Origin of the sequence: Methylorubrum podarium, from assembly GCF_022179745.1 — a bacterium.
Lineage (GTDB): Bacteria > Pseudomonadota > Alphaproteobacteria > Rhizobiales > Beijerinckiaceae > Methylobacterium > Methylobacterium podarium.
In genome coordinates this window covers 1-14,562 of sequence record NZ_BPRD01000342.1, presented here as the reverse complement: position 1 = coordinate 14,562, position 14,562 = coordinate 1, and the positions used below count along the sequence as shown (strand labels likewise).

The following is a 14,562-nucleotide window of genomic DNA, read 5'->3' as shown; positions in this document are numbered from 1 at the left end:
CATGTGCGTCGAGGAGGTCCAGGCGCACATGCGGGAGGTCGGCCGAGCCGGGCACGAGGGGCTCGGTCTTTGGGTCGGCCATCAAGACGGCGAGCGTTTCACGGTCGCCCAGGCCGTGATCCCGGCACAGCGCCACATTCGGACCCGCGACGGGGTCTGCGTCGTCGTCGGCCCGGAGGAACTCCACCGGCTGAACGTCTGGCTGTTCCGGCAGGGACTGACCCTGTTCGCGCAGATTCACAGCCACCCTGGGCGCGCCTACCATTCGGGGACCGACGATGAGAACGCGGTCGCGACCGCTACCGGCTGCCTGTCCCTCGTCGTGCCCGACTTCGCGGCTCGACCCTTCGTCGTCGAGACAACGGCCGTCTACCGGCTCGACCCAAAAGGGCGGTGGCGCGAGGTGCCGCCGTTCCGAGCACGAAGCCTGATCCGGATCGCAGGGTGACCATGGCACGCGCAAACTTCTTCGACCGGGCGGCTACCGCGGCCTCGCAAGTCCTGAACGGGTTCGACCTTGCGTCCTTCGAAGCCGTCCTCGGAAACCACGTCGTCGGCGTGGCCTTCGACGGCGCAGCCGCGATGTCCGCCGAGGGGCGCGCCGCCCTCGATCTCACGGTACGCTTGGCGGCGCGCCTCTATCCCAACCTGGCAATCCTGCCGCTGGAGACCGCCGCCGCGGACTTGGCGGCGACGCTCTGCAATCTCGCCCGCTCCATCAACCCGGAGATCGGGCTGTCGCAGGCACGCGACGGGATCACGCGCTGCGTGGTGGTGGGCGACACTGCCGCCGATCTTGACGCCCCCTGTTTCTACGCAGGATCTCAGGGCTGGATCGCGAGGCTGTCGACAACCGAGCCGGTCGGGTCAGGCGCCTCGGCGAACCCGTTCGGCGCAGGAGCAGCCGCGTGCCTCGCCGCCGCCAACGTGTTCCGGACGGTGTTTGCTGACCAGTTGACGGACGGGGGGCCGGACGCGGACCTGACCCTCTCGACCTTCGACTTCGAGCGAACGGCGCACGATCCGGAGTTCGGACCTGTCGACGTCGGCGAGGCGCATCTCGTCGGCCTGGGCGCGGTTGGGAACGGTGCGGTCTGGGCTCTTGCCCGCCTACCTGGCATGACCGGCGACCTTCATCTCGTCGACCACGAGGACGCAGACCTCTCGAACCTGCAGCGCTACGTCATGACGGGGCAGGACGGCGTGGACCAGCCGAAGGTGGAGATCGCCGCCGAGGCGCTGGCGCGGACCTCGCTCCGCGTCGTGCCGCACCGGCTGCGATGGGACGGGTACGTGCAGCAGCGGGGAGACTGGCGCCTCGACCGGGTCGTCGTGGCGCTCGACACAGCGAAGGACCGACTGGCAGTGCAGGGGACGCTGCCGCGTCGCATCCTGAACGCTTGGACAGGCCCTGACGACCTAGGGGTCTCCCGGCACGGGTTTGCGGACGGCAAGGCTTGCCTCGCATGCCTTTACCTGCCGAGCGGCAAGGTTGAGGACGAGGATGTGCGGGTCGCCCGTGAACTCGGTATCCCCGAAGCGTTCATGCAGGTGCGTATCCTTCTTGCGACGGGAGCGCCTGTTGATGGGGCATTCGTCGCGACGGTTGCCGAGCGGCTGGGGGTGCCCTTTGACGCCCTGCAGCCGTTCGTGGGGCAACCCCTGCGGACATTCTACGGTCGGGCCTTGTGCGGTGGCGTGGTTTTCCGCCTCACCGGTGGGGCCAGGGGCGACCGAGCAACGGTGCCGATGGCATTCCAATCGGCACTAGCCGGTATCATGCTGGCGGCGGAATTGGTGAAAGACGCTGGTGGGATGGCGGCTGCGCCGACCGTGGTGACGCGGCTCAATCTGGCCCGTCCCTTGGCCCAGTATCTTCACGATCCCCGAGCACCTGACCGTTCGGGCAGGTGCCTGTGTTGCGATACGGACTTCGTGGGAACCTACCGGCGCAAGTACGCGGCCGGGTCGGCATCGGTGGCCTGGGGCTCGTGAGGCTCAGGCTATCGCTTCAGGCGACGAGACACTTACGACGCGGGCTACTTCTCCATGCCTGAGGTAACAGGTATTGGCGCAAGGACCATATCGGTCCTTACTGACGGTAGTCCATCCATGAGGGCGGGCTGATTGTCGGCCGTGAATGCCGCAATTCCCTTATCTACTTCCCATTTTATCTGTAGCCTCTGCCGAACTCCACCAACTGTATCGACAAACTTACTCTCCACAAGATAGCCAATACCCCTTTCAATCTGCTTCGTTGCTTCGATGGCAAGAACGGCCTGCGAGAACTCGCCCCGCTCTGAGTACGATTCGGACGAGCGCAAGTACAACTGGCGGGCTATTTTCGTACGTATCCTAGAATACCATCCAAACTTACCTGAAGCCTTGGCGCCATCACCTATAGTAATTACGCTATATCTATTGGGATTGGTGTGCCGAGCTTCAATCTCCTTATTCCTCTTGTCCCATACGATTTTCCCGATCCAGGGATCATCTGGGCCATCCCATCCGTAAATGAGCAATTCGAAGTCGCGGCTGGATCCGTGTTTGTGGCTGTTTAGGTACCGACGCGCGATATCCATTGCCAAGTTCACTAAGCCTTTGCCCGTAGGCTCACAGGGAGGCCCGTCAAGGACTACGAGCGCAGCCATAGCCCGCTGGATATGGGCAATGATGGTCAAGGCTTCGAAACAATGACCGGCGAAACCGAGGCCTATGGTGGTCTTGTAGTAGGGGTTCACCCAAGCACCAAAGCCAGGTGCCAGAGAGTCGCCTTTGAAGCATCTGACCTCGACGGCGAACAGCTTGATGGTGTTGTCAGATAGAGGGACCCAGGAACTACCGACCTTCTCGGAGGCTCTGGCGTCAGCCAGCGCGGCGAGAGAGGTCACGCCGTAACTTTCGTCCAACCAACAAGCGACGATGGTCAATTGACTGCTCCTGCCAAGCCCAGGAAAACAGGCGGCCGCCCGCAGCGTTCCGATGGCTCTTTACGCCGTCTCCAAGCAAGTGACGCTCGTTCGCTTTCTGGCTGCGGAAATCCCGAATTCGAATTGCAAAGCTTCGAATCGCGTGGGATTCTGAGCGCTCGCTATCCGGCTATCTGGCTATCCGGACCTTGGGTCGATGCGGACAATGGGCAACACAGAGGCATCACGCGTCCGCGCCGACGGCCGGAGGCAGCTTCTCGTCTACCTGCCTCCGGAGCTCATCAAGGACGTGAAGAAGCTCGCGGTGGACGACGATACGACGGCCTCCGCCATCGTCGAGGAGGCGGTGCGCCAATGGGTCGAGAAGAGAACGTCGGTGAAGCGTGACGAACACGCGGCCGACTGAGGCGGGGCATGTGTGGCGATGAGGTCGGTGGTTTGGACACCTCTTGTTCGGTTCCCCCTGTTCTGGGGTCTGTTCGTCGTCGGATACACCGGGTCCTATTTCCTTCCCGTGCTGTCCAGCCGGTCGAACCTGGCGCTCGTCGGTACTGTTGGCGGTGAGATCGGGCGCGGTGACTTCGCCAACGTCGGGCACCCCGAATTCGCCTTCGCCCTGGCCTGCGCCATCGTCTCGACGGCCGTCGGGCTGGCGTTCGCCTCGCTGATCGCCCACGTCCTGGCGATCCGGATATCGCTTCGGTTGGCCAGGAAGCAGTTCGGGGCTGACGCCCCGGACGAGAAGGCATTCCTGGCCAACTTCGACCGCATCAACCAGAGATTGTCACGCCATGGCCTCGTGGGGCATGCTTGGCAGGAGTTCGCCAAGACGTGCATGCGCGATCAGGTCGTGATCCGCACGATGAGGCCGGCCTCGTTCTTCGGGCCGTCCGTCGTCCGCGAGCGCCTGATGGGCATGAAGCTCATGCCCACCGTGCCCGGCTACTTCGTCGGGCTCGGGCTGCTCCTCACCTTCGTCGGCCTCGTCATCGCGTTGTCGAAGGCGGCGGCCGGCGTGGCCGGCTCGCCGGAGGGGATGACGCAGTCGCTGCGCGAGCTCCTCGACGCGGCGACGTTCAAGTTCTCGACCTCCATCGCAGGCCTCTTCTCGTCGTTGTTCCTCGCGCTCGTATTCAAGGTTTACTCGATCATCATCGAGACGGGCTTCGACCGGTTCTGCCATCGCATCGAGGACCGCACCCACTTCCTGGCCCCCCAGTACGTGCTGACGCAGCTCGCCGCCTCGAACCGGGAGCAGGTCGAGCAACTGAAGAACATCAACGACGCCCAGTTCTTCGACCGCCTCGGCCAAGTCATCGGACCGGCGCTGGAGGCTGCCGTAGGCCGGGCGGTGACGCCACTGGCAGACCAGTTGCAGGCGACCGTCGGAAAGCTGGAAGACAACAGTCGGACCGGCACCGAGGGCCTCATGAACAAGTTCATGGACGCCCTCCATGGTGGGGCCGGAAACGAGCTCAAAGACCTTTCTGCCACGCTCGCCCAAACCAAGGACGCACTCGGTGCGGTCAAGTCCGACCTCGCCGGTTCAGGACAGGACTTCGCGCGGCGGATGTCCGAAGCTACCGAGCGCTTGGCCGGCCTCATCTCGGATGCCGGCAACCAGTTCCAGGCGAACAATCAGGCCAGCCGGGAGACTATCGAGAGCCTTCTCAGGTCGCTCGCGGCCTCGGCCGACGCGACCCGGGAACGCCTGGACCGCGACATGGCCGAAGCGGGACGGATGGCGACCACGGCCGTGCGCGACGGCATGACGGGCATGCTGGATCAGGTCGAGCGGCAGATGGGCTCGTTCCGAGAGACCGTCGCGGCCATTCAGGACCAGATCGGACGCGAGGCCGAGGCCGCCGCCGCGCGGTCCCGCGAGGCCACGGCACAGACCGTGGCAGTCGCGGGCAAGGCCGCCGCCGAGACTGCCCAGGCGATCAAGTCCGGCTTCACGGAAACCGTCGAGAAGTTCGGTGCGGACGTCGATAGGATGTCGGTCGCCCTGCGCTCGTCCGAGCAGGCCTTCGCCTCCCAGACGGCCGCCGCGAGGGAGACGGTGGACCGGACGAACGAGGCATCGGTCGCATTCGGGAGGGTCGCGAGCGACGTCACGGCTGCCTCGACGCCCCTGTTGCAGGCTTCGGAAAGGATCGCCGTATCGACCAGGGCGATGGAGGAGGCGACGCGCGGTGCGGTCGAAGGCCTCAGGCTTGGTCAGGACGCCGCCAAGTCCCTCGCTGACCGCTTGGAGCAAGGCCACCAGGCGGTCGAGGCGGCTTGGCGGTCCTACGAGGAACGGTTCGGTACGGTCGATCAGGCTCTTTCGGACGCGGTCCGAGCCCTCGCCTCCGAGACGGCCAAGCAGCAGGAGAGCATCGCCTCGTTCGCGGTCAAGATCGACGATGGATGCAGCCTCGCCGTGCAGCGCCTGCAAGCCATCGCTGGCTCCCTGGCGGAGAACACCGAGGATCTCTCCGAGACTTTCGATACCTTCCTCGCGAAGGTTCAGAAGATGGCCGCCGAGGACGCGTAAGGCCAAGCCATGCTCAGCACCACAGAGGAACAGGTTGAAGAGTCGGAGAACTACTTCATCTCCATGACCGATATGATGGTCGGCATGCTGTTCATTTTCATCATCTTGCTGATGGTCTTCGCCCTGAACTACCGAAAGGGCGACGACGACTCCAAGAGGATCAAGGACTGCCTGACGGAGCTTTTGACCAAGAACGCGGCGCTCAGCGCCGACATCAACGACAAGGTCAACAAGATCCAGGGCGACGTGCGCAACCAGATCGAGGCGCTGGAACTCGCCGCGGATCAACGCCGCCGCCTGCTCACCGACATCAGCAAGCGCCTGATCGCGCAGGGGCTGGCGGTGCAAGTGGACGAACGGAACGGGGTGCTCCGACTGACCGAGGACGCCGTCAGGTTCGCCCCGAACCGGTCCGACCTCGACGCCCGTGCTCGCGACGCCCTGACCCGCATCGGCCGCGTCCTCACCGACGTCGTGGCCGAGTATGCTGCCTGCAAGCAGGGTCGGACGGACACGTGCGGCAAGTTCCAGGGCGCCTCGCTGGAGACCATCTTCATCGAGGGGCACACCGACACAACCGGCGTCCCGGACCTCGCCGAGCGTGACCGTCGGAACTGGCTGCTGTCCACCGAGCGCGCGACAGCGACCTACCGCGAGATGACGGCCGGATCGCCGGATCTGCGGGACTTCCGCAACCGGCGCGGCGAGCAGATCGTGTCCGTATCCGGGTACTCATCGACCCGGCCAATCGCCTCCGGCGAGGAACGCGAGGCTTGGGAGAAGAACCGCCGTATCGACCTCCGTTTCGTGATGGATGCCGACACGACGATCAACCTCAGGGACATCATCGCCCTCAACGACGAGGTTAAGGCGCAGATCAGCCGCTTGGCGGCGATCAGCCAGGACAGCATCGCCGCATGCAAGTGAAGAGCGCCATCGCGGAGATCCGCACCCGGCCGTCGACGCTTCCGGCATTGCCGACGACGGCGGCGCTGGCGGTGGTTGCCCTGGAGATCCCGGTCCCCACCATCGAGGTCGAGCCAGCACCGCCGCCGGACCTCGACCAGATCGCCGCGCGGATCATCCAAGCCTTCTCCGCGGGCGCTGTTCCCGAGCGAAGGGACGTGAACCTCGCCCCGTGGTGCCTGTGGGACGGCAAAAGGCCGCTGGTCCGAGAGCCCACCGTCCTTGCCAGGTTTCTCGCCCACGTGCGGATGGCATCTCGCAAGTCCACCTTCAGGCGCCTCGCGTCCGCATACATCGTGCGCTTCGACCCTAGCGAGGCGGACCGCCCCACCTCCGCGCTCAACGATATCGCCGCCACCCTTCGCGACCTCGCGTCCCGCATGACCGGGCCGCTCACCGAGGCTGCACGTTACCTCAACCTGTTCGACCCTCGAACCGCGCCCCGCACGATTGCCGGCATCGCGCTCGACCGGAAGATCTCCCCGAGCCGGGTCCTGGCTGATTTCGGGATCCAGAACCTCGGCGCCGAGGCCGGCCTGGCGGAAGCCGCCTTCCTGGCCGGCCTGGACCGGCTGAGGGCGGATAGGTCGCTCAGCCCCCAGGCTAGGCTGTCCTCGATCCAGGCCTGGGGCACGAGGCAGGACGGGTCGATCATCTTCGAACATCGGCGCGGAGCCTACGTCGACGCCCTGGTGCTGCCGCTGGCCGACGTCGACGTGGACCGCATGGCGATGGATGCCACCCTGAAGTTCCTCGTCGCCCGGTTCGGGGACCCCCGCCTGAAGCAGGCGCGCTGGCAGCCGATGGACAGCAAGCCGACCGTGCTGAAATGGCTGACGGCGCTCTCCCTGCGGCAGTTCCTCGATGTCGTCGACCAGGGTGCCTACGACTTCCAGTGGCGGTATCGCCGCGCCTTCTGGGAGGCCGTCCATAGGCGCGGCCTAATCGACGATGCCTGGGTCGTCTTCGATGAGGTCGGGGACCGAACGGCCAGGCGGCTGTTCGACGTGAAGGCACCCTATGCGCGTTGGACGAGCGGCGGCCGCAAGCCAATCGAACGCGGCCATGCCGTACTGCTCCTCAAGGTCGGTCGGGGCGTCGTTGCCGAGTGGAGCCACAACGGTCGTTGCAACATCTGGCACGACAGGGCCGATCCGACGGCCCCGGCCCTGAGCAAGTCCCTGTACGATACGGACGAGGTCCGCGTGGGCCGGCAGAGCACCCCGCAGTTCAAGGTGGCGGAGATCACACACGCCGGGTCCGAGGGCTATAATTGGCAGGTGAAGGTCGCGAACGAGATCTTCCTCCTCACGAACGTGCGCGTGATGGAGTCGGAGTACAGGGTGTGAGATGGCGCTGAAGCTTCGGACCGAGTGCCGCCCCGACCATGTCGAGGTTACCCTGGTCGAGCCCCCACGGGTCAAGATCCCCCTTTTCGGCAGGTCCAGCGTCAGGCCGGCTGTCGATTGGGCGAGCGTTCCCGAACCGTTGGCAAAAGTCGTTCGGCGGCTTCTTCCTCTAATTGCTGAGGGCCAGGCCGAGTGGAAGGGAGACGCCCTGCTCGTCGCCAACGCCACCGCCGCCGACCTGCCGTCCGGTCTGGCTTCGATGATGGGGCTGCCGGAGATCGCACCGCTCATCGTGGATATCTCTTTCCGTGGTGCCATCAGCGACGAGAAGAGCCGCATCGATACCGAGTGGCGCGAGACGTCCTACGGCCGGATCAGCCCGACCCGATCCGGGATCGAGGTCCGTTGGGGCGAGCGGTCGGGCCGCCTGACTGCCCCGCTCTATCGCCTGCTCGAAGCCATCGAAGGCTACAACTCGACCTCCGGGCAGGACATCGACGCCAGGGTCGCGCGTTGGAGCGAGGTCACCTCGGCGCTCGCGATCGTGAACCCGGATTCCGTGAAGGCGGACAGCTACGCGAAGGGGCTAACCGTCTTCCAGGCGGGATCCTTCGCCCTGGACGTCACTCGGAAGGGCGACGCGATCGATTTCGTGCCCGTGCTCATGAGCCGGGAGCGGGCCCGTTCGCTTGAAGACGACGCCCCCGTGATCGAGGAGGATGCCGACGTCGCAGGCGGGGCCTTCGACGAACTGGTTGACGTCGAGACCGCGACCCTGCTCGCCCATGCCGACCAGAGTGCCTTCGAGCGGATCTTCGAGACCGCCGCCGGCGTGAGGCGGGCCTACAACCTACGCCGGAGCACGTACCTCCTGGTCGACCCGGGCCTGCAGAAGGCACTCGAAGTCGTTCGGACCATGCGAAGCGCCCCGGAGGACCGAAAGCGCGCCTTCGTGAAGAACCCGAGGACGCAGATCGCCCTGGATCTCGGTCTCGATCCCGGCGACCCGACGGTGTCGGCGCTCTTCGTCGAGACGAAGCAGTATTCGGACCGTGTGATCGGGCTTGGCGTCTGGGAGAAGCCCGAGCTGTCTTGGCTTTCGAAGACGAGCACGGAATGGCTGCCCGAGAAGTTCCCGGTGGTGGTCGACGGCCGCCCGTCCGAGATCACGCTGAAGGATGCGCGTCAACTCGCCACCGACGTCCCCAAGGCCGAAGTGGAGGGCCGGGAGCGGGTCGCCTGTGGCGACGTCGAGCTACCGGTGCCGGTAGCACGGGACGTCCTCCGACAGGTCGCCGACGTCATCCAAGAGCGGCAGCCCGTTGAGGAGGGCGTGCAGCCTTCCGACGATGACGAGCCGGCCGTGACCACGACGCCCGCCGCTACGGCGGGTCCGCGCGAGCCGGTAGTGGTCAAGATCGAGACAAACTTCGAGGACGTCACGTTCGAGGTGACGCGCAAACCGCGGCCGGCGGTGATCGGCGATGGGCTACCGACGGACCGCATGGGGCGGACGAGCTTTAAGCCGCACCAAGTCGAAGGCTTCGACTGGCTCGTCGGAGCTTGGAAGGCCGGCTGGCCTGGCGTCCTGCTGGCCGACGACATGGGACTTGGGAAGAGCTACCAGGGCTTGGCTTTCCTCGCCTGGATGAAGGCGAACCGGGAAGCGGCCAGGGCCAAGGCGGCCGCGGGCGTCCCGAAGGGCCCCCTTCTCATCGTCGCGCCGACGTCCCTCCTCCAGAACTGGATCAAGGAGGCCGAGAAGCACCTCGCACCGAACGCTTTGGGTGAGAACCGCGCCGATGTCTTCGGTTCCAGCATACGCAAGTTCCGAAACCCGGATCAGGCCGCGCGCGACCAAGGCGAAACGCTGAACTGGAGACTGCTGGAGAAGCAGGATTGGGTCCTAACGACCTATGAAACGCTGGCCGACAATCACGTCTCGTTCGCCAGGATCGGCTTCTCGGCGGTGCTCTTCGACGAGATGCAGAAGGTGAAGGACCCGGGCACGCTCAACACCTGGGCCGCGAAGGCCGTGAACGCCGATTTCGTGCTCGGCCTGACTGGCACGCCAATCGAGAACCGGATCGAGGATCTCTGGTCGATCATGGACCGGGTTTTCCCCGGCTTCCTCCGAGACCTGAAGACGTTCTCGAACACCTACAAGAACGGCGACCTCGACCGCTACCGCGACCTGTCCGACCGGATGATGAAGCCGTTGGACGGGGCGCCGGCAATCATGCTGCGCCGGATGAAGGACGACGTGCTGGAGGGTCTGCCGTCCAAGACCGTCATGCCGTACCGGACGGTCATGCCGGACGTGCAGGCGAAGGCCTACGGCGATGTCGTGGCCAAGGTCCTGGGCACGGACGGTCCAAGGGCTCGCGGTGCGATGCTCGAAGTCATCCAGAATCTCCGCGGCATATCACTCTACCCAGGCGACGCACATTCAGACGATCTCCTGTCCGTGACCGGCTGCGAGGCGTGGGTCGCCAGGTCCGCCCGGTTGGGCAAGTCTTTCGAGGTGCTCCGCGATTTGGAACGTCGCGGCGAGAAGGGGCTGATCTTCGTCGAGCAACGGAGCATGCAGGCGCTGGTGGCGAATGCCATGTCCACGATGTTCGGCATGGAACGACCGCTCATCATCAACGGTGACACCCCCGGTCATCGGCGCCAGGACATGGTCGACGATTTCCAGGCGAGGCGTCGCGGCTTCGACGCGATGATCCTGTCCCCGAAGGCCGCAGGCGTGGGCCTGACGATCACGGCAGCGAACCACGTCATACACCTCAGTCGTTGGTGGAACCCTGCCGTCGAGGATCAGTGCAACGACCGCGTCTACCGGATCGGCCAGGAGCGACCCGTGACCATCCACGTTCCGATGGCCGTCCATCCCACGCTTGGGGACAGGACATTCGACGTGACGCTGGATCGGCTTCTGGAAGGGAAGCGGAGGATGTCCCGCAACCTGTTGATGCCGCCCGTGTCGGACAGCGATCTCGACCAAGTCTTCACGATGGCCATGGCAGCGTAGGCAGAACTCATGCGCGTCTTTGCCAAGAGGTTCTACGGCTTCGATCCTGAGAGGCATCCCGTCATCGCCTTCGGCAAGGCCGGCAACCGGGACGCCCTCATCACGGCCTCCTCACCGGGGGATCTCGTCGTGTTCATTGGGACCCAGGACGAGCCGACCGCCGAGCATGAACGTGGTCGACTTCTTGGCATTGCCGAGTTCGCACGCATACCGGTCGACGTTCGTGACGTGACCGATCCGACCAAGATGAAGCCGACCGATTTCGCCGCGGACGGATCGCTTCTCTGGCCCAAGGGGCTTCCCGTTTTACGCGCTTGGCGGTTCGCGGAGCCACGCCTGAAGCTGATCGACGTTCTTCGCGAGCAGTTGACGTTCGAGGCCACCGTCCGTGCTGTCCAACTTGACGAGAGCGATACTCGGGCGGTGCTGGCACTGCCCAAGACGGAGGTAGCGATCACCTTGGTTCCACATGTCGCGAAGCTGCTGGCCTTGAGCGACGCACTGGCCTTCGGTCGTCCCACGACAGGACCGACCCCGAGCGACTGGGCCGGAACAGTCACGAGGACCACCGAAGCTGAGGCATGGACCTACGCGATGCGTTTTGGGAAGCGCAGCGTCTGGAAAGTTGGGCACACCCAGAACGTTGACCAACGCTTGAACGACGTGAACAAGCACATCCCCATCGAGGAGATCGGAGAGGGCTGGACACTCGCCTTGAAGCAACGTTGGCCGAACTCGGTCGCCGCCTACGCCATGGAGCAGCGTGTCTTCCAGAACTTATCGGCTTCAAGAACCACAGGCGAACGGATCAGATGCAGCGAAGGGCAGATGCTCTCGGCTTGGTCTTCGTCTTTGGCAGGTTAAGTCGAGCATACAGCCTCAGCCGAGAGCATCTTCAGCCGTGCCGACCGGCATAAGACGGATGCTGCCCTCGCTGAACCTTGCCGCGCTGTTAACCATGATACCGATTCATTGCGTGCTTTCAGCTTGGGATGGGTTGCTTCAGTCGGCGTTTACCTACACTTAAGACCTCATGTTCGCACCGACGAAATGCACGGCGCTCCGGGCGGGGAACCCCGCACCGGTCCAGGCCGATTCCTCCTCCCGCGGATAGCCGCGCGTCTCCGCACGCGTGACCGGGAGGCCTTTGAAGGTTCGCTCCCGATGACGACCACCCTCCGAAAATCGGCTGCCATCCCGGCCTGGGCCCACTCTGGCCGCAACACGTCACTGGCGCGTTCGCGCCTTCCCGACACCCTCCAGGGCTGACCCGCCGCCACTGACCGCGGCCGGCTGCCCCAGCATGGAGGCAGCCCGTTATGACTGACAGCCTGAAGACCACCGCGGCGCGATCCGAGGCGGGTGCCAGCCCGGCTTCCTCTGAACTGACGGCACCGCCACCCGTCTCGGATGATCCGGCTCGCCACGTCGGAGAGATCTTCCGTCGCCTCACCCTCGCCAGCGAAACCTTCCCGGGCGCAGCATTCGCCCGCATCGTGGCAGCGGTGCTCGTTGCCCTGGGCCGTGCCTGCATGGACGAGGCCGAGCGGCAGGCCGCCTGGCTGCGCGAACGAGCCACGCCGGTCCGGCCCGGGATCAGGGTCTCCGCGACGGCACGCCGGGTGGATTTCGACGGCTTCGACATCGAACGCCCTGAATAACGACACATGCGAAGGAACCTTCCGATGCCGCTTCGAGGCCGCCTCAAACGGGTCCCCCCTGCCGCTGAGCGGCAGCCCTGCCGTCGCATACCCGCGGCGAGCATGCCCTTCACCCGATCCAAGACACCCACCGTGGCCTGACCGGCGCGCAAGGACGCGCACGGCGGCCTCGCGATGGAGGCCGTCATGAGCAGTAACAGTACGAACCCCAAGAAGCGCCTCGAACACCTGGCCCGCGTCGGTAGTCGCGTGAACCGCGGGCAGCCGGTCGCCTCATCTACGGTGGAGGGCTCGGAGCATGAGACGACCGGCTACGACTTCTTCGAAGACGGAGACGACGGGCAAGCCAAGGCCGAACCGACTGCCTTCAGCAGCCCGATCCATACGCTGGCCAAGGCTACCCTCGCCTCGGCGCTCACGGTGGCGCAGCGGCGGAGGATTGCCGGCTCCCCACGCCTATCGGTCCTCGTCGAGGCACCGACGCCGGCCTGGATCCAGCCGCTCCGCCGGGCCATCGCGGCGATGGGTCCGTGGGCGAAGCTCGATGCCCGCGACGTCGTCAGCCGTCCCAGGCTCCGGGCCGACGAGGGCGAGGCCGAACTCGTCGAGCTCTTGGCTGCCGGTCGCCGCGTCGCAGTCGTATCCTGGCTGCCCGAACGCTACGTGCCGCGAAGCTACGTCGACGCGGCGGACATCCGGGTAAGCCCGGGCCACCCGTCCCCGACGGTCTTGCGCCAAGTGATCCGCGAGGCGACCGGCACGCGTCCCCGTCGGATGCCGGCATCCGTTCAGGGCGCCGACTACCCCGACTACCTCGCCGCGATCAGGGCGGGGGATGGTGCAGCCGCCGCCGTACGAAGGCTGGAGGCGATTGCTCGGGCGCGGACGCTTCCCGCCGGCGACCTCGACGATGTGCCCCTCGTGGGAGACATGGTGGGCCTTGGGGACGCGGGCGCCTGGGCACGCCGGGTGGTCGCCACCATCGAGGCCTGGCGCCGCGGCGAGGGGCTGTGGCCGGCAGGCAGCCTGAACGCCTGCTTGGCGAGCAGGCCGGGCTTAGGCAAGACGACGCTTCTGCGCAGTCTTGGCAAGTCCTGCAATTTGCCTGTGATTACCACCTCAGTCGCAGGCTGGTTTGCCGGATCCGGTTATCTCGACGATGTGCTTCGTCGCATGCAGGAAGACCTTCTGCGCGCCTCGGCTTCGGCCCCATGTATTCTGTATTTCGACGAGGCCGATGCGTTGCCTTCGCGGGCCGTCGAGGACCGCCATGCCAGCTACTGGATGCCCATCCTTGGAGCCCTCCTCAGCTTCTTGGACGGCCTTGGGCTGCACGGGACGGACGCGTCGCGGATCATCGTCGTCGCGGCGACCAACGCTCCGGACCGTATCGACCCCGCGCTGCTCAGGCCCGGGCGCCTCGGGCGAGTCATCCGGATCCAACCACCGGACGCCGATGCCTTGGCCGGGATCCTACGCCAGCACCTGCACGGTGACCTCGCCGACGTCGATCTCGACGGGGTCGTCTCTGTCGGGCTCGGCGCGAGCGGGGCCGAGGCGAGGGCCTGGGTCGAGACGGCCCGACTGAAGGCCAGGCTCGCGGGTCGTGCGATGGAGCTGTCGGACCTGATGGCTGAGGCGGCGCCGGCGGACGGGAGGTCGGAGGCGTCGGTGTGGCGCTGCGCATGCCACGAGGCGGGGCATGCTGTCGCCGTTACGAAGGCAGGCGGACGCAGGGTTCGGCGCATCAGCATCCTGGCGCACGGGCAGACCGGCGGCCACACGCTCACGACCGGGGAGGACACCACGATGTCCCCGGAAGGCATCGAGGCAGTGATCGTCGGCCTGCTCGGAGGCCGGGCGGCCGAAGAGGTGCTCGGCCTCGGGCTCTCGACCGGGAGCCATACGGACCTGGGCGAGGCGACCTCACTCGCGGCCGCGCGCCGGGCCAGCTACGGAATGGGGGGTAGCTTGGTGCAAGGGGCGCCGGCGGATCGAGCCGCAGGTCTTATCCTGGCTGACCAGGAGCTTCGCCTTGCGTGCGAGGCCGACCTGCAGCGCCTTTACGGTGTCGCCCTCGGCA

11 protein-coding genes are annotated in these 14,562 nt (G+C 65.7%); 10 read left to right on the top strand and 1 reads right to left on the bottom strand.

Annotated elements, in window-relative coordinates; genetic code table 11:
- Position 1: 1 nt before the first annotated feature.
- Complete coding sequence (locus tag MFF42_RS16880; protein ID WP_238256787.1) at positions 2–448, top strand: Mov34/MPN/PAD-1 family protein; 447 nt, start codon at positions 2–4, stop codon at positions 446–448.
- A gap of 2 nt (positions 449–450) precedes the next feature.
- Entirely contained in the window at positions 451–1,995 is a 1,545-nt protein-coding gene (locus MFF42_RS16875; protein WP_238256803.1) for an E2 ligase fold family C protein, read from the top strand.
- A gap of 44 nt (positions 1,996–2,039) precedes the next feature.
- Here MFF42_RS16875 and MFF42_RS16870 read toward each other — a convergent pair whose 3' ends face one another.
- Positions 2,040–2,930, bottom strand: a complete 891-nt coding sequence (locus MFF42_RS16870; protein ID WP_238256786.1) for a hypothetical protein — start codon at positions 2,928–2,930, stop codon at positions 2,040–2,042.
- Between the two features lie 205 nt (positions 2,931–3,135).
- Between MFF42_RS16870 and MFF42_RS16865 the strand changes: the two genes are divergently transcribed.
- The 8 genes from MFF42_RS16865 to MFF42_RS16830 form a co-directional block, all read left to right on the top strand.
- The gene (locus tag MFF42_RS16865; protein ID WP_238256785.1) at positions 3,136–3,336 is read left to right on the top strand and encodes a ribbon-helix-helix domain-containing protein; all 201 of its coding nucleotides are present in this window, start codon (positions 3,136–3,138) and stop codon (positions 3,334–3,336) included.
- A gap of 27 nt (positions 3,337–3,363) precedes the next feature.
- A complete protein-coding gene (zorA, locus tag MFF42_RS16860) occupies positions 3,364–5,469 on the top strand; it encodes an anti-phage ZorAB system protein ZorA (RefSeq protein WP_238256784.1) in 2,106 nt (701 codons plus the stop codon).
- A gap of 9 nt (positions 5,470–5,478) precedes the next feature.
- Complete coding sequence (locus MFF42_RS16855; RefSeq protein WP_238256783.1) at positions 5,479–6,396, top strand: OmpA/MotB family protein; 918 nt, start codon at positions 5,479–5,481, stop codon at positions 6,394–6,396.
- The gene (locus MFF42_RS16850) at positions 6,387–7,784 is read left to right on the top strand and encodes an EH signature domain-containing protein (protein ID WP_238256782.1); all 1,398 of its coding nucleotides are present in this window, start codon (positions 6,387–6,389) and stop codon (positions 7,782–7,784) included. Before MFF42_RS16855 ends, MFF42_RS16850 begins: the two co-directional genes overlap by 10 nt.
- A 1-nt stretch (position 7,785) precedes the next feature.
- Complete coding sequence (locus MFF42_RS16845; RefSeq protein ID WP_238256781.1) at positions 7,786–10,818, top strand: DEAD/DEAH box helicase; 3,033 nt, start codon at positions 7,786–7,788, stop codon at positions 10,816–10,818.
- Between the two features lie 9 nt (positions 10,819–10,827).
- The gene (locus MFF42_RS16840) at positions 10,828–11,682 is read left to right on the top strand and encodes a hypothetical protein (RefSeq protein ID WP_238256780.1); all 855 of its coding nucleotides are present in this window, start codon (positions 10,828–10,830) and stop codon (positions 11,680–11,682) included.
- 455 nt (positions 11,683–12,137) lie between these two features.
- Positions 12,138–12,479, top strand: a complete 342-nt coding sequence (locus tag MFF42_RS16835; RefSeq protein WP_238256779.1) for a hypothetical protein — start codon at positions 12,138–12,140, stop codon at positions 12,477–12,479.
- Positions 12,480–12,665: 186 nt separating this feature from the next.
- Positions 12,666–14,562: AAA family ATPase (locus MFF42_RS16830; protein ID WP_238256778.1), on the top strand; the 1,897-nt coding region annotated here is incomplete at its 3' end.